This window comes from Pseudomonadota bacterium, assembly GCA_026388315.1.
Classification (GTDB): domain Bacteria; phylum Desulfobacterota; class Syntrophorhabdia; order Syntrophorhabdales; family Syntrophorhabdaceae; genus MWEV01.
The window spans coordinates 15,948-34,106 of sequence record JAPLKA010000015.1; the positions used below are offsets into that span (position 1 = coordinate 15,948).

The 18,159-nt window shown below is 46.3% G+C and carries 24 protein-coding genes and 1 pseudogene; 8 read left to right on the plus strand and 17 right to left on the minus strand.

The features are described from left to right. Nucleotides 1-192: 192 nt before the first annotated feature. From modA to NTX75_00850, 12 genes and pseudogenes are all read right to left on the minus strand, one after another. Entirely contained in the window at nucleotides 193-1,047 is an 855-nt protein-coding gene (gene modA, locus NTX75_00795) for a molybdate ABC transporter substrate-binding protein (GenBank protein ID MCX5814766.1), read from the minus strand. Between the two features lie 124 nt (nucleotides 1,048-1,171). Further along, entirely contained in the window at nucleotides 1,172-1,891 is a 720-nt protein-coding gene (locus NTX75_00800) for a ZIP family metal transporter (GenBank protein ID MCX5814767.1), read from the minus strand. Nucleotides 1,892-1,951: 60 nt separating this feature from the next. After that, nucleotides 1,952-3,256: a cation diffusion facilitator family transporter gene (locus NTX75_00805; GenBank protein ID MCX5814768.1), complete on the minus strand. Its 1,305-nt coding sequence runs from the start codon at nucleotides 3,254-3,256 to the stop codon at nucleotides 1,952-1,954. A gap of 29 nt (nucleotides 3,257-3,285) precedes the next feature. Beyond that, nucleotides 3,286-3,453 carry a hypothetical protein gene (locus tag NTX75_00810; GenBank protein ID MCX5814769.1) on the minus strand — a complete coding sequence of 56 codons (168 nt, stop codon included), beginning with the start codon at nucleotides 3,451-3,453 and terminating at the stop codon, nucleotides 3,286-3,288. A 75-nt stretch (nucleotides 3,454-3,528) separates the two neighbouring features. Continuing rightward, the gene (locus NTX75_00815) at nucleotides 3,529-4,239 is read right to left on the minus strand and encodes an MBL fold metallo-hydrolase (protein MCX5814770.1); all 711 of its coding nucleotides are present in this window, start codon (nucleotides 4,237-4,239) and stop codon (nucleotides 3,529-3,531) included. Nucleotides 4,240-4,260: 21 nt separating this feature from the next. Next, nucleotides 4,261-5,016, minus strand: a complete 756-nt coding sequence (locus NTX75_00820) for a radical SAM protein (GenBank protein ID MCX5814771.1) — start codon at nucleotides 5,014-5,016, stop codon at nucleotides 4,261-4,263. A 71-nt stretch (nucleotides 5,017-5,087) separates the two neighbouring features. Then, nucleotides 5,088-5,534, minus strand: coding sequence for a CGGC domain-containing protein (locus NTX75_00825; protein MCX5814772.1), 447 nt, complete (start codon nucleotides 5,532-5,534; stop codon nucleotides 5,088-5,090). Nucleotides 5,535-5,544: 10 nt separating this feature from the next. Then, nucleotides 5,545-6,303 carry a DUF364 domain-containing protein gene (locus NTX75_00830; GenBank protein MCX5814773.1) on the minus strand — a complete coding sequence of 253 codons (759 nt, stop codon included), beginning with the start codon at nucleotides 6,301-6,303 and terminating at the stop codon, nucleotides 5,545-5,547. Between the two features lie 151 nt (nucleotides 6,304-6,454). Then, complete coding sequence (locus NTX75_00835; protein MCX5814774.1) at nucleotides 6,455-6,829, minus strand: DUF5320 domain-containing protein; 375 nt, start codon at nucleotides 6,827-6,829, stop codon at nucleotides 6,455-6,457. A 64-nt stretch (nucleotides 6,830-6,893) separates the two neighbouring features. Continuing rightward, nucleotides 6,894-7,169 carry a hypothetical protein gene (locus NTX75_00840; protein MCX5814775.1) on the minus strand — a complete coding sequence of 92 codons (276 nt, stop codon included), beginning with the start codon at nucleotides 7,167-7,169 and terminating at the stop codon, nucleotides 6,894-6,896. 22 nt (nucleotides 7,170-7,191) lie between these two features. Continuing rightward, nucleotides 7,192-7,290: pseudogene (locus NTX75_00845) on the minus strand (DUF5320 domain-containing protein). 41 nt (nucleotides 7,291-7,331) lie between these two features. After that, the gene (locus NTX75_00850; GenBank protein MCX5814776.1) at nucleotides 7,332-7,712 is read right to left on the minus strand and encodes a dinitrogenase iron-molybdenum cofactor biosynthesis protein; all 381 of its coding nucleotides are present in this window, start codon (nucleotides 7,710-7,712) and stop codon (nucleotides 7,332-7,334) included. Nucleotides 7,713-7,877: 165 nt separating this feature from the next. Between NTX75_00850 and NTX75_00855 the strand changes: the two genes are divergently transcribed. From NTX75_00855 to NTX75_00870, 4 genes are all read left to right on the plus strand, one after another. Further along, entirely contained in the window at nucleotides 7,878-9,260 is a 1,383-nt protein-coding gene (locus NTX75_00855; GenBank protein MCX5814777.1) for a sigma 54-interacting transcriptional regulator, read from the plus strand. A gap of 163 nt (nucleotides 9,261-9,423) precedes the next feature. Then, a complete protein-coding gene (locus NTX75_00860; protein MCX5814778.1) occupies nucleotides 9,424-10,314 on the plus strand; it encodes an ARMT1-like domain-containing protein in 891 nt (296 codons plus the stop codon). Nucleotides 10,315-10,334: 20 nt separating this feature from the next. Beyond that, complete coding sequence (locus tag NTX75_00865) at nucleotides 10,335-10,766, plus strand: iron-sulfur cluster assembly scaffold protein (GenBank protein ID MCX5814779.1); 432 nt, start codon at nucleotides 10,335-10,337, stop codon at nucleotides 10,764-10,766. A 90-nt stretch (nucleotides 10,767-10,856) separates the two neighbouring features. Beyond that, nucleotides 10,857-11,291: a hypothetical protein gene (locus NTX75_00870; protein MCX5814780.1), complete on the plus strand. Its 435-nt coding sequence runs from the start codon at nucleotides 10,857-10,859 to the stop codon at nucleotides 11,289-11,291. 415 nt (nucleotides 11,292-11,706) lie between these two features. Here NTX75_00870 and tsaA read toward each other — a convergent pair whose 3' ends face one another. Next, a complete protein-coding gene (gene tsaA, locus NTX75_00875) occupies nucleotides 11,707-12,174 on the minus strand; it encodes a tRNA (N6-threonylcarbamoyladenosine(37)-N6)-methyltransferase TrmO (protein ID MCX5814781.1) in 468 nt (155 codons plus the stop codon). A gap of 321 nt (nucleotides 12,175-12,495) precedes the next feature. On the opposite strand from tsaA, the gene NTX75_00880 reads away from it, so the two are divergent. The 4 genes from NTX75_00880 (at nucleotide 12,496) to NTX75_00895 (ending at nucleotide 15,223) form a co-directional block, all read left to right on the plus strand. Beyond that, the gene (locus NTX75_00880) at nucleotides 12,496-13,221 is read left to right on the plus strand and encodes a DUF5714 domain-containing protein (protein MCX5814782.1); all 726 of its coding nucleotides are present in this window, start codon (nucleotides 12,496-12,498) and stop codon (nucleotides 13,219-13,221) included. Beyond that, entirely contained in the window at nucleotides 13,197-13,601 is a 405-nt protein-coding gene (locus NTX75_00885; GenBank protein ID MCX5814783.1) for a PaaI family thioesterase, read from the plus strand. The genes NTX75_00880 and NTX75_00885 overlap by 25 nt, the downstream gene beginning before the upstream one ends. Before the next feature lie 381 nt (nucleotides 13,602-13,982). Then, nucleotides 13,983-14,900: a M14 family zinc carboxypeptidase gene (locus NTX75_00890; protein MCX5814784.1), complete on the plus strand. Its 918-nt coding sequence runs from the start codon at nucleotides 13,983-13,985 to the stop codon at nucleotides 14,898-14,900. A 179-nt stretch (nucleotides 14,901-15,079) separates the two neighbouring features. Next, complete coding sequence (locus NTX75_00895) at nucleotides 15,080-15,223, plus strand: hypothetical protein (protein MCX5814785.1); 144 nt, start codon at nucleotides 15,080-15,082, stop codon at nucleotides 15,221-15,223. Nucleotides 15,224-15,357: 134 nt separating this feature from the next. On the opposite strand, the gene NTX75_00900 is transcribed toward NTX75_00895, so the two are convergent. From NTX75_00900 to NTX75_00915, 4 genes are all read right to left on the minus strand, one after another. Continuing rightward, the gene (locus NTX75_00900; GenBank protein MCX5814786.1) at nucleotides 15,358-15,822 is read right to left on the minus strand and encodes a hypothetical protein; all 465 of its coding nucleotides are present in this window, start codon (nucleotides 15,820-15,822) and stop codon (nucleotides 15,358-15,360) included. A 163-nt stretch (nucleotides 15,823-15,985) separates the two neighbouring features. Next, a complete protein-coding gene (gene prxU / locus NTX75_00905) occupies nucleotides 15,986-16,693 on the minus strand; it encodes a thioredoxin-dependent peroxiredoxin (GenBank protein MCX5814787.1) in 708 nt (235 codons plus the stop codon). An 18-nt stretch (nucleotides 16,694-16,711) separates the two neighbouring features. Then, the gene (locus NTX75_00910; protein MCX5814788.1) at nucleotides 16,712-17,059 is read right to left on the minus strand and encodes a cytoplasmic protein; all 348 of its coding nucleotides are present in this window, start codon (nucleotides 17,057-17,059) and stop codon (nucleotides 16,712-16,714) included. Between the two features lie 13 nt (nucleotides 17,060-17,072). Next, entirely contained in the window at nucleotides 17,073-18,122 is a 1,050-nt protein-coding gene (locus tag NTX75_00915; protein ID MCX5814789.1) for an MBL fold metallo-hydrolase, read from the minus strand. Nucleotides 18,123-18,159 lie beyond the last annotated feature (37 nt).

Here is an 18,159-nt window from a genome sequence, read left to right on the forward strand (position 1 = left end):
TGTTTCGCCACATACTCACACGGTTTATCCTTTTACCCTCTCCAGTTCTCAAGAAGGGAGTGTCTGGCATGCATCTTCAATAATTTCCGATATATCCTTCACCACAATTTTGTCTTCACACTCTTCTGCTTTCACCGCATCTTCGTGGCAAAAATGGGTGATCCCCAATGCGGTATTAATTGCCTCCGTACACTATTTTTTTATCCAGTCGGCTGGAATGCGATACTCCCCGCCTATGGACTTTTTCTCCCCGATCCACTTAAAGGCCTCTTCTGGAGTGCTGAAATAATGGTATTTGTTAAAAATTGCTTTTGCCTCCCTTGAACCCAGAAAATCAAGAAACTTCTTGGCATTATCCTTTGATTGGGAGAAAGAAATAATATCTGCCTGACCGGCACCGATTCTCTGCACTTCCCTGGCATTCAGTTTTACCGTCCCAATCTTATCCGGATACCACCCGTCAAGAAAATGGAAACCGATAACGGCATCAACTTGTTTTAAGGCCACGAACATGGCAAGCTTATTGAAATCCTCGGCGTGAGTTACCACATTCTTTTTAAAAGCAGCTTTTTCCTGCACTGTCAGGTTTTTATCAACAATCTCAGCGGTAAGCATCCCTATATACACAACTTCCGGGTTTGCGATAGCTACCCTTATTCCTTCACGGGTGAGGTCTTTTAATCTCTTGATATTTTTTGGATTCCCCTTCTGTACATTGATACAGGGAACAAAGTAGGCTATGTTCCTCAGTGAGTTGCCGGCAACGAGGCCCTTTTTCCTGGCCTTTTCCATCATATCTTCAGAGGGCGATATAAAAACATCACCCCTTTTTGTAAACTCCATCTGCGCCAGGAGAGTTCCAACACCCCCATAAATAGTACCTATTTTTGATACCGTTGTTTTTTCAAAGAGATAGATTACTTCATCCATGGGGCGTTTGAATGCAGCACCGCAAAACACCATTAGCTGCTCTTCTGCCACAGAATAAACCGGGAAAAGATACAGCAAAAACAGACAGAGAAACCCTACTTTTAAAATCCTATTCAACGGCAACGTCTCCTTTTCTGGATTATTTGTGATAATTCACCTGAATCCGTCTTCCGGATGCCGATACGAGCCTGCACAGCCATTACACATAAATCCTTTGTCTCTATCATAACATTTTCCTCTTTTAGTGTTGTAATACAAAAACGGCTATTGTGCCGATTCCCGATAAAAGCAAAGCCAACTGGATGAGACTGCTCTTAAACTCTATGGTTCGGTGCAGGCCTGGGATTAGATCAGCAAGGGCGATATAAATAAAACTTGCGGCGGATATAGCAAGCACAAAGGGTACCAGTGTCTGGGTTGTCTTCAGATAAAAGTATGCGATTATGGCGCCGAAAACTGCTGTGATTGAAGATAAGAGGTTATACAGGTACGCTTTTCTTTTTGTATAACCACTTTCAAGGAGGATCGCAAAATCTCCCATTTCCTGAGGAATCTCATGGGCAATTACCGCTATCGATGTTATGATGCCAAGATGAATATCCGACAAAAAAGCTGCTGTAATAACAGTTCCGTCAACAAAGTTGTGAAAGGCATCGCCAATAAGGATAAGGGTACCTGCCCTTGTATGGGTTTCACAGTTTTCCGCATGACAGTGCCGCCATATAACAAGCTTTTCGAGAAGGAAAAAGAGGAGAAGACCGGCAAGGATTGTGGCTGAAACGACAAAAGGGGAAGACAGGTGCAGTGCTTTCGGTATCATGCCGAGAAAGGCGGAGCCCAGTAATGTCCCTGTCGCATAACTCACCAAAAAGGAGATCAGTATCCGACGGTACTTTTCATTGAACAGCAAGACGAATGATGCTCCGGTAACTGCACCAATACTGCCGATGATGGTAAACACGAAAATCCATAGGATAAGCGACGTCTTACATACCTCCCCTCACACCGTATCGAACAGGGATCACAGAGAATCCGCCTTCTGCCGTTCAATCTCCGATTCCTCTGCAGGATGGGGTTCTACAATCGGCTCCATCTCACCGTTGTGATATTGTTCTATGATCTTGCGCACTGTTGCTCCCGCCTCTGCCCTGTAAATATCGATAAAATTGTCTTTCAGCATATAAAAAGCTATTTCTCCGATCTTAGGGGTAAACACAATATCCAGGTTATGCTTAATCACAGCCTTAATAACCTTGACCCCTATGTGTATGCGATCCTTTTCCCCGAGGAACTCGTTGTAATAGAAATCTTCTATCTCCGCACCCCCTTTGTCGTCCAGTTTCAGAATAATAAAGTAAGGTGCCCTGCCGAAGTGGCCATGAATTGTTGAATCCAGTCCGTTAATCTCTTTGACCGGGATAATGACGGATAGCGTATCCTGTTTCGCCGGTTCAACATGAACAAAAACTGATTCGATCTGATTATAGTCACTTGCTATAAGGTCCTCGATCTTATCGGCGAGTTCATGTGCTTTATATACAGAGACCGAGGGACCCGTGGCGATGTCACACTCTACCATTTTAAACGGTCCGGATTGGCGTATCTTCACGTCCCTAACTCCCTTAACGCCGTTAACAGAGGATATCTTCTCCTCTATCTCTGACTGCAGCTCTGGATCAAGGTTCGCATCCATTAGGATCAGAAGCGGTGTCCAAATGTTTTTTGCTCCCAGCCTGATGATAAGCAGCGCAATAAGCATCACAATAGAACCCTCAATATAGGGAATCTTTGCATGGGCTAAAAGAATACCTGTGAGCACAACCAATGAGGTACCAATGTCGAGAAAGGCCTCGGACGCATTAGCCTGAAGGGCTCCGGAATTGATGAAAACACCTGTTTCTTTTTCCATCCTTGCTACAAAATACGATACGAAGACTGATATACCACTTACCAAAACAGGTAACGTCGGAAATGCATGGTGAGGAGCCGGAAGAAAAAGCTTCCCGTATCCCGCAACAAAGTTTTCAAAACCGGCCCATACGACAAGAACGCCAACAAGAAGGGTAACAAATGTCTCAGCCTTATATAGTCCATAGGGAAATCTCGTGCTCTCCTTTCGGGAGGCAAGCCAAAGACCAAACCACGAAGCAAAGATAGCGAGTACGTCAACGCCGCTGTGAAAGGCGTCTGCAATGAGAATTCTGGAGTCAAAGAGATAACCGGTGAAAAACTTAGCAACTGCAAGAAGGAATATGGCGATAGTTGCGGTTAGGGCTACCCTTTGACCCCGTTTTAGAGACTCCATGTGACTATTCGTGTTTTCCACGGCTCACCATGTAGACTGCTATTCGATCTTCAAAAATTGACGGGCCATAAAAGAACCGCACTGCGGACATTTTCTCTGAAAACAGGGGATACCGGGCTCACGGGGAACAACGATGCCGCACTGCGGACATATGCAGTTGGTAGGGGAACCGCCGCGCCTACAGCCGCCCGTTTCTCTGCCTCGTCCAACCCTGCCACATTTTTCCCCTCCTCCTGAGCCTTTTTTTCCTGCAAAACCGAATGGCACTCATTGCCTCCGCTTAATTATTTATGTTAAACCTCTATGGTCCGCCCTACCCTAATATCAATGAAGTTTTCCCTGTATGACTCCTTAAAGATTTTTATAGCGTCTTCCCCCGTACAGTGAGCAGGGCCCACACAATATACGCCCAGCGCCTTAAGTTCTTTATTAACCCGTTTGATTTTTTCAACAGATTCATCCAGAAGATGAAAACCGCCCATTACGAGATGAATATCTTTTTTTGCGTTTTCCTTCACACGTTCCACTATGTTTATTATGCCGGAATGGGCACAACCCGTTACTATTGTAAGCCCTTTATCTGTATCCAGCACCAACGACTGTTCAGCGATGTAATCAAAGCCGCACGTCGCTTCTATTTGACCCGTTGTGTGGATATTATCGGCAATTTGCGTAAAGGAATCAACTTCTATCAAGTTGCACTCGTATGATTTTATTTTATCTTTAAACCCCCGGCTGAAACCGGGGCATATATATACATCGAGTCCCGGCTTTGCCTGGAGGACGTCCCACAGTCCACCTGTATGGTCAAAGTGGTCGTGGGAAATAACAATCGTCTCTATATCGTTTATTTTTACACCCATGTGATCCATGTTGTTGAAAAGGCAGCCCGAATCCTCACCTGTGTCAAAAAGGATTCTATTTTCAATAAGATAAGAAACCCCCCAGCCCATTAGAAACCTATTGCTCAGTCTCTTACTGTCAAAAAGTATCTTAATCTCCATTTTATACTTTTCCTCTTCTTTTCAATGTGTCCTTGTCGCTGATAGGCTTGACGATTTTTTTCGGCTCTCATAGACGGAAATGGCATTGAGACCGCCAAAAAGGTCTTTTATTTCCGACAATTCCTCCCTCTTGAGCGGTTCAACGCCACAGGGCCTCAATGGAGTATTGATTTGTATCTCATCAGGGTGAATCTCTTTTGCTATCTCAGCAATATCTCCGGCATATTGTACGTTTTCTTTTATGAACATAATCTGCAGCGCAAGCTTTCCCTGGAAATGTCTTTTAAATTCCTTTAAACCTTGAACAATAACGTCAAATTCTGTCCCCTGAAATGGCTGGTTTACAGCCATGAAAGACCCCTGTGAGCAAGCATCCAGTTTAGCGATAACAAAATCAGCGGAAGACAATTCCTTCTGCACATCCTGCCGGTTTATCAAAGATGAATTCGTGATGACAGCGATGGCTTCCTTCCTGATGCCTTTTAACGCTTTGATCATATTGCCCAGGTTTATTGCCAGAGTGGGTTCGCCCCTTCCTGATAAGGTAATGTAATCTATGGAGATATCAGCAGGTAACATTTCTAATTCTCTTAGAATCGTGTCCTCTGAAACATAGAACTGCCGTGTCGAGGTAAGGAATTTTGTTCTTCCCAACTGGCAGTACAAGCAGTCATAACTGCATATCTTTTCTTCCTGGGACAGCAGGTCTATCCCCAGGGAGCTTCCCACTCTCCACGAGGGAACAGGCCCATAAATGTATTTAAATTTATTCCCCATTAAATCTACCTCCTGACAAAAAAACGTCTGTGAAAATTGACACGCTCATTAAGTGGTTTCGGTGATTGTGTTTAATCGTAACTTGCACAAATTGCGTCATCACACATAATCGGTTCGACAATCGGCTTCCATGCGGAGTCCTCCCATGTCCCGAGGTACGTATGCATATCGAGATACTTTTTTGGTATGGGGTGGGTGCCTACAACGACTTTCACATCATAACGTTTTTCAAGAAAGGCTTTGAATGTGTCGATATGCGGACAAGGAGGATAACCGACAATGAGGCCGGTAGCTAAATGAATGGCCTCTGCACCATTCTTCACCATTTCTTCGCCCGCATATTCCATGTTACCGCCAGGACAACCATCGCAAGTTGTAAAACCAACTAACTCAACCTCAGTGTTCACATATATGCTGAAAGCCCCTTCCTTGTTCCTCATCGCTCGGAAACACTTCCCGCCCGCGCAACGGCGGTAGCGGTCGCAAATAATTATTCCAATTTTTGTCTTTGAATTCATTTCAACTCTCTTAGATTCCTAATTTTTGTTCAATCCTTTCGTTTACCATTGTAAGAAGACGGATCGCCCCCGTCCTCTTTAACTGTCTGAAATTTGCGCCCTCCCGTATGGATTTCAACGCCAAATCTTTATCCAATACCCTGCTCCCCGATATAATGTCGATTCCATATTGGAAAAACACTTCTGAAAAAGGTGTTGTAGGACCGAGGAGCATCTTGATGCTTTCTTTCGGGCAAAACTTGAGGAGGCTATTCAGCGTATGGTTTATGAGGGTTGTACTCGAAATGGCTATAATGTCTGAGATGGGGAGATATTGTTCTGCATCTCCTTCCGGGCAATCCCCGGGCCTCTGCCACTTTTCAATTACCCAGAGTGTCTTTGCAACTTTTCGCAGATCATCTGTGAAAGGGAAGTGTCCCACAACGGACACATTCATGCCTTTTCCATGCTCGATGAGAAACTCCGAGGCATTCATTTCGACACATCGTGAATAATCAGGCTCGATGAGGGAATTGACAGCGGCAAGGCCAACAGATGCCCTGGCAATATCGGGCACAAGGGAATAGCGGGCTAATTCCAGTGCGGTCATCTCTGAGTAAGGTTTTTCGTGAAACGTCTCTCCATTTTCATCGGAAGCGCAATCTCTTATCATGGTAGACGATAGACCGCAGAACCTGCTTATAACTGCTGTCCAATAGATGCCCTTTGTCACTTCTTCGACGGGGGCGTCACTTGTAATACTATTAATTAGGTCCCTTAATATTTCCATATTTGATAGCCTTAATCTCCTCTCCGCAGTAAAAATACATTTCCGCATTCACCATAACATGGCTGCACTCGAAATACCCGGAGCTGCCGAACCTGCCTGTCCGTTGCCCCGGGTATTTTAACAGACGGATTTATGCTGTGGTCATGACCTGTTACTTTGTTGTCTCCAGTTCTTCAATCCTTTTGCGTAAATTCTCCAGGGTCTCCTCAAGATACCCCGCCTGATCCTTAAGTGCACCCAATTCCTGCTCCCTGTTCATGGCCGATGCTGGGGGAGCGCCATAGGTCATACCGGGCGCGCAAGGGTTACCCCATGCGGGCCAGTTACCAGCACCTCTTTGCCATCCGGTCAAACTGGTGGCGTAAAACTGGTTCCTGAAACCACGTCCACCGCCACGACCCCAACCACAGAAACCTCTTCCATAACCGGGATTCACAAAACCCGGCGCATACCCTGCGCAGTAACCTGCTGCGCGTCCAGTCATAGGGCCCATTCCTGCAGGACCTGTTCTATCTCCTCTTGGCATGACACATACCTCCTTTTATTAATTCTATTTCTTTAATCACTAACCTGACAGTCAACGGTTGGGCTCAGCATTGCTTGAGGGCCGCGAATTCCTTCTCGATACCGTACTCTTCGACGTTTCGTATGCACTGGGCACCGACATCTATCTTTTCTGGCATCCCGAAGGTCTTGCCGGGTTCATCCGGGGTCTCTGCTTTTTTCAATTCCAGAACTCTCTCGGGATCGAAAGAGCTGCCCCTGTACGCAGCAGAATAACAGAGGTAATAGTGCCGACCACGATAGACCGCACATTCTTTACAGGCCGTTCCGGAAAATGGACACATTATTTTATGCTTGGCCATACTGACACCTTCCTGTGGAAAAGTTTGCGAACCCTGGAACACCAAATCCCGCACAATAACCTGCTGCGCGTCCAGTCATTGGTCCTGTTCCAGTGGGTCCTGTTCCGTCTCTTCTTGGCATAATCGTACCTCCTTTTATTGTTGTTTTTGCCCGTGATGCATTTATCGCTTTCCGTGGTGACTGCGAAAGCGACGTCTACATTGTTCACCATAACATCCGGGCATGAAGAAGCTGCTACCTGTCAATTGTCCGCAAAGGAAAGCCGATACAACGTTATCCAGATCACCACACAGGAATCCTGCAACCCGGACACCCGCAATGATAAGGGCCATCTCCAGAGTACGAGAAACTGCTCCACAGATAAGTACATCTGCGTCAAGCCCTGAAACTTCTCTTGCACGATTGAAAGGATCACGGCTTGTCAGGATTCTGTTTTCCCGCTTCACTTCCTTGCCGTCTTCAATATCGATAAGACAGAGCCTGTCAGAAACATCGAAAACGGGTGATATGCGGTCTTGCCAGTATGCAATCGCTATCTTCATATTATCTAAAAGATGCAAGGTCCATGCCAGCTCTTTATCAGTTGGAATAACTATTAATAACTGTGTGTTGGAGATATATCAGAAGCTTCCCATTGACAATATGATTGTATAATGCAATGTTATATTGTTATAGAATTGCAATTAGCACGATTAAGGAAACACGGAATGCATAGCAAATCAATAAATACAGAGAATGAAGCAAGACAAAATGAGCGGGATGTCATCCTTGATTCGATTAATGAGGGAGTCTTTACGATCGGAACAGACTGGCGGATAACCTCTTTCAATCGGGCAGCCGAGGTCATAACCGGCATACCGCGAGATGAGGCCACAGGACGATCCTGTTCGGATGTATTCCACGCAAACATCTGTGAAAAAGAGTGTGCCCTCAGGAGGACATTTGAAAACGGCAGGCCGGTTATCAACACAACGGCATATATCGTTAACAACAGGGGTTACAGGGTGCCAATACGCATTTCGACGGCTATTTTGAGGGATGATGTCGGGAATGTTATCGGCGGTGTAGAAACATTCCAGGACTTAAGTCAGGTGGAACGATTACAGAAAGAGCTGCAAAATCGCCATACCTTTGAAGATATCGTCGGGAGAAGCCCTGCAATGATGCGCCTATTCGATATTCTTCCCCGGATTGCGGAAAGCAACAGTACGGTGCTCATTGAAGGTCCGAGCGGTACAGGAAAGGAACTCGTCGCAAGGGCCATTCATAATCTTTCATCACGGAGAAAAAAACACCTTGTAGCGGTAAACTGCGCAGCATTGCCAGACACCCTTCTCGAAAGTGAATTCTTCGGTCACAAGGCAGGGGCCTTTACAGACGCCAGGCGGGACAAGGCAGGCCGTTTTGCCTTGGCTGACGGGGGGACGATATTCCTTGACGAGATAGGTGATATTTCACCGGCACTTCAGGTGCGTCTGCTTCGGGTACTTCAGGAACGCATAATAGAGCCGTTGGGAGCCACCGAACCCGTAAAGGTGGATGTCCGTGTGGTGTGTGCTACCAATAAAGTCCTTGCAAAGCTCGTTGAAGAAGGAAGATTCCGGGAGGACCTCTATTACCGGATCCGCGTGATTCATCTTTCACTGCCGGCACTCAAAGACCGGAGGGAGGATATACCGTTACTGATAGATCACATCATCGGAAAATATAACCGCCTTCAGGGGAAAACCATTGCCGGTATTTCTGTTGAGGCGATGACGCGGCTCATGGAATATGATTATCCCGGCAATGTACGGGAGCTTGAAAATATTATTGAACAGGCATTCGTGCTATGCCGGGGGGAAATTATCGAGTTACACCACCTTCCCCCTGAACTGCGGCCGGCCGCACCCTCTTCAAAGGACGGTATGGGAGCGATGAGTCTTGTAACCATGGAAAGGAACCTTATCGCCGAGACGCTGCGACGCTATACCGGCAACAGGAAACTTGCTGCCCGTGACCTGGGCATTGATACCAGTACGCTATACAGGAAGATATTGGAGCTGAAAATTGAGGTACCTGCAAGCGATGGGCGTGGGCACCGCAGATAGTATTGCATTTTGCAACGATGTAACATGGGAAAGTGCATATGAAAGTACCCAATGTCGCCTTTATTAAAATGCAATGCCCATTTAAGTCAAGGAGTTACCTTGTTCGTTCTTTTATTCCAGGGTTCTGGCACGTGAATTGCTTCTTCAGGAGACAGGTAAAGATATGAAGACTTCTATAGATTGCATTCCCTGCTTTATACGACAGACAATAGAGGCTACGCACTATGTCTCAGCCGATCCGTCTGTCCACGAAGGTGTTCTTCGCGAGATACTCCGTGCTCTGGCAGGGATTGATCTCGACCAGTCACCCCCCGTTGCAGTCCAATGGATACATCGCAAAATCCGTGAATTAACAGGGAAACATGATCCTTACAGGCAAGCCAAAGACCGTTTCAATCGCCTTGCTCTCGAGTTGTTACCCGAGCTTAAAGCAAAGGTGCGCAGCAGCCCTGATCCTTTGAAAACGTCAGTCCGTCTTGCGATCACGGGAAACGTTGTTGATCTCGGGGCAAAGAGCGGCCTTACGGAAGATGAGGTACGGCTGATCATTGCCCAAACTCTTTCCGAGCCATTCCATATCGATATTGAAAGCCTGCGCGGAGAAATCGATAGGGCATCGAGCATCCTCTATCTGGCTGATAACGCGGGAGAGATTTTTTTTGATCGCCTTCTCATTGAAGAACTTCCCGTAGAGCGGGTCACACTTGCCGTCCGTGGAGGGCCGGTCATTAACGATGCTACCATGGATGATGCTAACGTGGCAGGACTGCATAAAATCGTAAAAGTAATTGATAATGGCTCTGACGCACCTGGAACCATACTCAGTGACTGCAATCCGGAATTCCGAAGGTGTTTCAAAGATGCCGACCTGATAATCGCAAAAGGACAGGGCAACTACGAAACCTTAAGCGATGAAAAGGCGAATATCTTTTTCCTCTTCAGGATCAAATGCGTGGTAGTGGCGTCACTTGCAGGGCTGAAACAGGGAACAAATATGCTGATCAGAACTTCGAAGACAGAAAAACCCATAAAAAGGACAGAAAAGCCCCGTTAACAGAAAAAGGAGAAACGATAATGTCCGATAAGCTTGACGATTTTCTGAAAGAACTACAGGACAAAATTTACAATGATACGATAAAGGATTATGGGCAAAAAGCATTTGAGAGATGGCGCAGCCCATCGCACATGCGTCCAATGGAAAACCCCGATGGCTATGGCCGTATCGCCGGGACCTGCGGCGATACGATGGAGATTTTCCTAAGATTCAAAGAGATAAGGGTTGTGGAGGCATCTTTCTGGACGGACGGTTGCGGGCCGAGCATGATCTGCGGCTCCCTTGCCGCTGAACTTGCCCACGGCAAAGACCCGGACGAACTCGCGGAAATCACGGAAGATACTATCGTTGAAGCTGTAGGTGGTCTTCCCGATGATGATCGCCATTGCGCATTGCTTGCTGCGAACACACTTTGGGAAGCCGTTGATTATTACATGAAGCGAAATATTTAAGAGGGATTTTAGTACGAATAACAAAAAAAAGACGATATGATTAAAGGAAAGCGGACCATAAAACCGTTTAGCAATTAAGGAGAAAAAGCAATGACACACGAAGATGCAGGACATTATGCGGAAAAGAGGCGCGGCGAGAAACTAAATGAAGTGATTGCCGCAAAGATAAAAGAGAAGGTATCTGAAAATACAATATCCTGTGCTGAAGCACACAGCGTTGCAGCGCAACTGAATGTAGACCCGGCTGATGTGGGCATCACAATTGACCTGCTTGAGGTTCGCGTAATTAAATGTCAGCTCGGCCTTTTCGGATACGGGAAGCAAAAAAATATTCCTGTTTTGTCTGAAAAGATAAATCCGGAGGTTGAATCGGCAATTACATCATCCCTCGTGGACGGACATCTTGCATGCTCTGCCGCATGGCAAATTTCAAAAAGGTTTAATATGTCCAAACCCATGGTCGCGGCAATATGTGAAACAATGAAGATTAAAATATACCAGTGCCAACTTGGAGCATTCGGCTAATCTGCGAAGGACAAATCATACAAGAAAAAGGCGGGTCAGATACAACCATAAATAAAGTAAATAATTCAGCAGAAAGCAAAGGGTAATAGAGTCAACTCGTGACAACCAACGTTCTCTTTGAAAACAAACGTGTGTCCATTGACACCGCAACCGAGAGAGATAGGATAGATACTTTTCAAAAAACCGTTAAAGGACGGAAGCATTATGGTAGAAAAGGCGTTTCAAGACCTTTGCATAATTCCAGCCGCATCCTCTTCTTCTTTTGAAGTGTTCTTTACAGTTCCCACTCAGTTTATTCTATCATTGTTGCTGCCTTTTTCAGGTTAAACGCCGTTGCATTGAGGAGAAACTCCATATTGCCCTTCTTAATGCCCGTATATCTGTCTCGTAAAAAAGGCTATAATCTTACTGCAATTTATTCTCTGCCTGCAGGTTTCTGCCTTTCTACCTTTCCGGCAAACCAGCCTTCCAGGGCATCAGGGTAAGAGTCGAACCGTGGAATGTACGGTTTAATATCGATGAGCGGCGTTTCATCGAGAACGTCTATGCCGTTGACTGTGAGCCTGTTTCCTTCACGCTTTAGAAACCGCACGACAGTAAGGCCGATCCCATTGGGTCTGCATGGATGACGGGACGCGAGAATTCCATGCGGCGAATCGTCCAGTAGCGTCGGGCGGACAAGTTCCACCGGTCCTGCCCTGTCAAACAGGTAGATAAGAAAGATATGCGAAAACATATCAATATCTTTCAGGCCTTCGACATAGTCAGGGAATATCTCAATCCATGCCTCGACCTGAGGTCTGAAAAACCCCTGGATCGGTGTCTCTTCCTTTGTCAGATACGGGGAATGAATAATTCCAATAGGCATGAGCTCGTGTATCATAGTTACACCATCCAAACAACGCAAATAGAGTATTATGCACTATAAAAAAATACAACATATTTTGCCCCGGTCCGGTGATATTTTGCTCAAGTCGGGAAACTGATTTCTATTCATAAACCTCAGCGCCTGTGGTACATTACAGTGTATAATGCTGTTTATCCGGACAGGAGAAAAGGTTAAACAGCATATTGCGAAAATTGATAAACCGAAGGTAAGAATACGAAAGTTGCAGATGATTTAAAGAAGATTACCTTTCTGATTATTGACATGATGCCCGGGGTTGTCGACAAGGAGTCACCTTGCCTTTCGTCAATAGAAAAGATGCTAAAAGAAACGATAATAAGCAAAGAACCCTACCGGTCCGGTTGCATGGTCTGTGGTGCAGAACTGAAATATTTTGAGACGGATGAGGATGAGTCGTGTCATTACTGTGGTAAAGTTATGCCGGCCAATGCCGGGTGTAAGAACGGCCATTTTGTATGTGATGATTGCCATAGGGCGGATGCAGTCGGGATCATCAAAAATATCTGCTTGCACAGTCGGGAAATCGATTCTGTTGTCCTTATGCAGACTATACGTTCTCACCCGTGTTTTCGAATACACGGGCCGGAGCATCATTCGCTGGTTCCTGCGGTTATTCTGACAGCATTGAGGAATAGTGGAAATTCCGTGTCGGAAGATCAGGTCACAACGGCCATAAAGCGTGGACAAACCATTGCCGGCGGTTCCTGTGCTTTCCTCGGCGCTTGCGGTGCGGCAATCGGCGTGGGAATTGCAGTTTCGATCCTGTTGGGGGCAAATCCATACGACGGCAACAAGAGACAGGCAGCTCAGCAAACAACACAAAGAGTGCTTACAAGAATAGCATCCTTCAATGCACCCCGATGCTGCCAAAGGGATTCCTGGCTGGCGCTTAAAGAAGCCTCTACGATACTACAGGAATTAAACGGGACATCATTGAAGACGGATCGTTTGATCGTTTGCGAACAATTCTTGGAGAACAAAGAGTGTATCCACGATCAATGTCCTCTGTGGCCGTCCAGATAACAGAGATAGAGGAATCGGTTGTCCGGCTTACGCCGAAACCCTACCATATGGCAGCGCCGGGTTTTGTATATGGCGGGTTAATTGCGTCTCTCATCGACTGCCATGGTACGGGAACTGCGGCAGCGGCAACGTACCGTTTTGAGGGAAAGGCTATGGATACAGAGCCGAATCTCCGCTTTGTTACTGCTTCATTGAAGGGGGGCTATGTCCGCCCTACCCCCATGGGTGTGGAACTTGAGGCACGGGGAAAGGTCAAGAGTACCGGTAAGCGGAAGATGGTTGTTGCAATTAAAGTCTCTGCAGCAGGGATGGTCTGTGCCCGTGGAAAGGTGATTGCCGTCCGGATGCCCGGCTCGATGAAACTTAAGGGGAACGAATAAAGAAACGTTGTGCAATTCAGAAGATACCGGTGCAGCAAGACTATTAAATGGAGGGTGCTGTCGCCCTGAATAATCTGCTCACAACATACAAAATAATCAAACCAAAAGCAGTAAGATGTTGGAAAATAGGAGCAGAGTATATTAATTTTAAACTTGCGTATCCGGCAAATCTTGTTTCATGTTACCGGTCCAATCCCTGTAGCTAAAAAAACTACACGCTCGTGCACGAAAACGCTACAAAATAATTGTTAAAATGCTTGAAATATGTATGCCAATCGAATAATATATCTTGCTTCAAATGTGCAAACTCCAAGAGACTAAAATACTGGATCGGGTGGATATTTCCCTAAGCTCATAGTAACGGACATGCGGTACACTGTTATGAAAAGGTCGGCATCGAATAGTGTAATCATTAATGGACTGTTTTTCGGTTTCCTTCTTGTTCTGCTGTTTGGAGGTTCTCCGTGGGCGGCTGAGCCACCTCAGAAAAGAGAACTAAAGACCTTCCTAAACAACCTGCAGAGACGGGGCGTTGAATACGGCTGGACAGACGTCAAACCCGGAGCAGTGGAATGGCAGTCTCACAGGACAAGCCAGCTCAATCGGCCCATGGTATTTGCTCAGTTCGGCAGTCCAACGGGGCCCTGTACTCTCTTGCTCGGAGGTGTTCACAGAGATGAGCTGCCTACCGTATATATTATGCTGCGGCTGGCCCAATATATGAAATATAATCCGGCGATCTTCAAGGAGAAGTGTGTTGTTATCGCTCCATTGGTGAACCCTGACGGTTTCTTTTCAAAACCCCCCCCCAAGCGTGTCAACGCACGGGGCGTAGATATTAACCGGAATTTTCCCACCAGGGAGTGGTCCACCAATGCCCTACGCGACTGGGAAAAGAAGTATAATAAAAACAAACGCTATTATCCGGGAAAAAAGGGCGGCTCCGAGCAGGAAACCATGTTCCAGATCGCCCTTATCAAACGGTTCAAGCCTCAAAAGATTCTCTCCGCTCATTCTCCCCTGAATGGGTACGACTTTGACGGACCATCATCGGACCTTGATTCATTTTCCCAATGGCTGGAAACGGTCAGTCGGGAGACCAGCCACCCCATTAAGAAATTCGGCTGCTTTCCTGGATCCCTCGGGAATTATGCGGGTCAGGAGAGGGGTATTTTCACCCTCACACTGGAACTCCCCACCTCCGATCCCGGCAAAGGTGATCGGTATTACCAACAATTTGAGCCTGCTATCATAAAGTTTCTTGATTTGCCCATCTCCTCTTCATCCCCTCTTCAGTGAGTTGAATCGACAATTCTGCCTATCAATGCCAAATAAGACCTTTGCATAATCCCTGATTTCCTTACCATCTTTATTTTCTGACATTTTTCACACCTTAAGCTTTGCACGGTATTTTCCCATGAAATAACTTGTAACTATATGATATATTAAATTATATCTTGCCCCAAGGAGACCTCCTCATGACAGATAAATTCATCACAAAAGGATTTGCCGATTACATTATAGAGAGCAGGGGGTATCATAACACCTTTCTGGAAAAGATTGACCGGTTAATTGATTGGCAAATCACGACGGCATTCAGTTCTTTATGTCTTGATTTGTAGTATCGGTTGCACGCTTGAGAATTGCATGTGCATCTTGCGCTTCAACTGCACCCCGCCCGACGGATCGGGCAAGCATTTGCGTGTTTCCAGATTGAGAATAATATACTATAAGTATATTAGCCATATCCAATAACCTATGATAGATCGAAACGGAGTGTTACCTGACCTTCGAAGCATAGGGTGAAACCAATAAGCGCTACTGCTGCCGAAGTCACCATAATCTTCTTATTCATTGAGGTATAATTTATGCCGAAAAGTATAAAAATACAGGTACCGAAGGCAAGACAGAAAGGGCAATAAACATCTTTCAAAACCTGAAAGCCGATGAGATAGAATTCCACACCCACAGCCATGGAGATCAGGATGGTCCTGAAGTAAATAATCTTTTCCCTGAAGACCCCCTGTACAGTAAATGTACTTGCAAATAGTATGGCCATATAGATTATCCCCACCCATTTCAAATCAACACCCAGAAAGGCCCCTTTTATGGAGGAGCAAGAAGTAATGCAAAACTCATAAACAATCATAAGGGCAGCACCGATCAGCGGCAGGATGATGTTAAGAATTTTTACAAATGTGTTGTTGCCTGCAATTGTCATGTTCCAATGTCTCCTCGTTCTTTCTGTTCCTTCACAAAATATGTTTGTAGCATTGGACTGTTAAACGCAAGAAGAGCTACCTTCTTCATATTTTGCCTCTATACGAATATGGTTTCGTCATGGTAGACCGGGTCCCCGGAGTGTTTCCAGGGACCCCTTTCATCTAAAATGCCATTTCGGGCTTCCAGACTTTCCAGACATTTCCTGCGAGTTCAGCGCTCGGTTTGAGTGTTACCCTGCCGGGCTGCCAGCCGGATGGGGTTGCTTCCCCGGTGGCGCGTACATGCTGGAATGCCTTTACCTGCCTGATGAACTCAGCGATATTCCGACCGACAGGAGGCGTGAGAACCTCCATTGCCTGTATTATGCCGTCGGGGTCTATGATAAAGCGGCCCCGAATATCCACACCTGCTTCATCATCATATATGCCGTAGACCCTTCCTATCAACCCGCCTGCATCGGAAAGCATAGGAAATGGAACCCCTCCCGGCACCATCTTCGAGAGTTCATTCTCCTGCCATATCTTATGAACGAAACGGCTGTCCGTACTCATTGCGAGTATCTGTACCCCGAGTGATTTTATCTCGTCGTATTTGTAGGCGACCGCCGACAATTCGGTCGGTCAGACAAAGGTGAAATCACCCGGATAGAAACAGAGCACAACCCACTGCCCCTTGAATTCTGATAGTGTGATGTTTTTGAATCCGCCATCCACAAACGCGCTTGCCTCAAAATCCGGTGCCGGTTTCCCTACCTTTGCGATCATGATCTCCTCCTTCTGGATTGTCTGTGACGCTTCCCCTGACTCTGCCTTCGGGATACCGATAGGACCCCGCGAAGGCTTCACGCATGATTCCTGTTGCTCTGCCATAATAACCCTCCTGTTTTGTTAAAAAGTGATCACGTCGTACCCTGCATCCATGTAGTGCGCTATGCCTGGATGCCCTGACATATCGTCCAGCAAATTAAGACCAATTCCTTCTGCGTCTTTAATTGTGTCCATTTTTACAGAACAGGCCCGGCATGTCCCTTCGATAATGCCTTTCTCACGAGCCTTCTGGAACAACCCATAAAGAGGACCACCGGGAAGGTTCATTTCGGGAATCAGCTTTGTCGCCGCCCCTTCGATAACGATTTTCACATCGTATCCGTTTGTCTTCATATCCAAACCATTTAAAAGCACATGGACAAAACACATCGCCTCACCGTTAAATGCAAACAGTACAACTTTCTTCAAATTATCACCTCCTTTATCCGAATATGATTTCGTCGCCATTGCCAAGGTAGAGGTTGCTCGTCGATCCGTAACGGGCAGTGCCTTTTACGACAGGATATCCGAGTTCGATCATCTTCTGTACGGCGCTTACCCCTGTACAATGGTTACATGCGACCTTCTTGAAGTTGTATTTTGCCATCCCTTTTACCATCTGCTCACCTTCCGCGTTTAACGGGCCTATCGGGGCAATATGGAGACCTCCGTACAGGGCATACAGATTATCGCCGGCGGCAAGTTTCTTCTGTGCAAAATCCACATAGGTCAGGACATTCTGATGGCAGCATCCTGTAACACATACAAGGCCTTTATCCTTGACATTGAAATAGAGAGACTGTTCCCCTCTGACGCGGACAACGATGGGGAGATCGAAGGTAACGGACGCGCAGCCGGGATAGAGTTTATACACTTTTCCCGGTTCCTGTTTCACGAGCTCACCTTTATGGGGTATCCTGTTGCGTGCCTTTGCCTTCATGAATTCAGCGCCCTCGAGGAAATGGTAACCCTCATCATAGAATGTGCTTGGTATGATGATTTTAATATCGGGATTATACTTGAGGGTTGTCTCAAGGCCGAAGAAGTGGTCAAAATGCTCATGGGTAACGTAAAGAAACTCAATCTCTTTATTCGAGAGCATCTTGTCTATTCCTTCCCGTTTAAAGACGGTTTCCATATACTCGTTGTTCCATCCTGTATCAACAAGAAATTTGTGCTTCTTCCCGTCGAGCGTTTCAACCTCTATGAGGTTACAACACCCGCCGCTGTTTGCAGGATCCCAATTCACGCGCCACTGGTTTGCCTTTGGCCCTCCGGACGCACCCATGTCTTTAAGGAGTTTTTGTCCATCGATCCAGCCGACTTCTGAAATGCATCTGATCTTTACACTTTTGCACTGGCCGAAGTCCTCCCTCCCCGGTGTTTCAGCAAATGCCATTGTTTTAGATACATGCGAACCTGCTGCAAGAACAACACTGCCAACCCCCGCCACCTTCAAGAAATCCCTCCTGCTCAGTCCATTGCTTCTCATAATAGTTTCCTCCCTTGTGTATTGTTAGATCTTGCCT

What these genes read in the sequence shown, in the direction of transcription:
- NTX75_00815 (MCX5814770.1), bottom strand. Translation starts at nt 4,239, where the DNA reads ATGGAGATTAAGATACTTTTTGACAGTAAGAGACTGAGCAATAGGTTT.
- NTX75_00820 (MCX5814771.1), bottom strand. Translation starts at nt 5,016, where the DNA reads ATGGGGAATAAATTTAAATACATTTATGGGCCTGTTCCCTCGTGGAGA.
- NTX75_00825 (MCX5814772.1), bottom strand. Translation starts at nt 5,534, where the DNA reads ATGAATTCAAAGACAAAAATTGGAATAATTATTTGCGACCGCTACCGC.
- NTX75_00830 (MCX5814773.1), bottom strand. Translation starts at nt 6,303, where the DNA reads ATGGAAATATTAAGGGACCTAATTAATAGTATTACAAGTGACGCCCCC.
- NTX75_00835 (MCX5814774.1), bottom strand. Translation starts at nt 6,829, where the DNA reads ATGCCAAGAGGAGATAGAACAGGTCCTGCAGGAATGGGCCCTATGACT.
- NTX75_00840 (MCX5814775.1), bottom strand. Translation starts at nt 7,169, where the DNA reads ATGGCCAAGCATAAAATAATGTGTCCATTTTCCGGAACGGCCTGTAAA.
- NTX75_00850 (MCX5814776.1), bottom strand. Translation starts at nt 7,712, where the DNA reads ATGAAGATAGCGATTGCATACTGGCAAGACCGCATATCACCCGTTTTC.
- NTX75_00855 (MCX5814777.1), top strand. Translation starts at nt 7,878, where the DNA reads ATGCATAGCAAATCAATAAATACAGAGAATGAAGCAAGACAAAATGAG.
- NTX75_00860 (MCX5814778.1), top strand. Translation starts at nt 9,424, where the DNA reads ATGAAGACTTCTATAGATTGCATTCCCTGCTTTATACGACAGACAATA.
- NTX75_00865 (MCX5814779.1), top strand. Translation starts at nt 10,335, where the DNA reads ATGTCCGATAAGCTTGACGATTTTCTGAAAGAACTACAGGACAAAATT.
- NTX75_00870 (MCX5814780.1), top strand. Translation starts at nt 10,857, where the DNA reads ATGACACACGAAGATGCAGGACATTATGCGGAAAAGAGGCGCGGCGAG.
- tsaA (MCX5814781.1), bottom strand. Translation starts at nt 12,174, where the DNA reads ATGATACACGAGCTCATGCCTATTGGAATTATTCATTCCCCGTATCTG.
- NTX75_00880 (MCX5814782.1), top strand. Translation starts at nt 12,496, where the DNA reads ATGCTAAAAGAAACGATAATAAGCAAAGAACCCTACCGGTCCGGTTGC.
- NTX75_00885 (MCX5814783.1), top strand. Translation starts at nt 13,197, where the DNA reads ATGTCCTCTGTGGCCGTCCAGATAACAGAGATAGAGGAATCGGTTGTC.
- NTX75_00890 (MCX5814784.1), top strand. Translation starts at nt 13,983, where the DNA reads ATGAAAAGGTCGGCATCGAATAGTGTAATCATTAATGGACTGTTTTTC.
- NTX75_00895 (MCX5814785.1), top strand. Translation starts at nt 15,080, where the DNA reads ATGACAGATAAATTCATCACAAAAGGATTTGCCGATTACATTATAGAG.
- NTX75_00900 (MCX5814786.1), bottom strand. Translation starts at nt 15,822, where the DNA reads ATGACAATTGCAGGCAACAACACATTTGTAAAAATTCTTAACATCATC.
- NTX75_00915 (MCX5814789.1), bottom strand. Translation starts at nt 18,122, where the DNA reads ATGAGAAGCAATGGACTGAGCAGGAGGGATTTCTTGAAGGTGGCGGGG.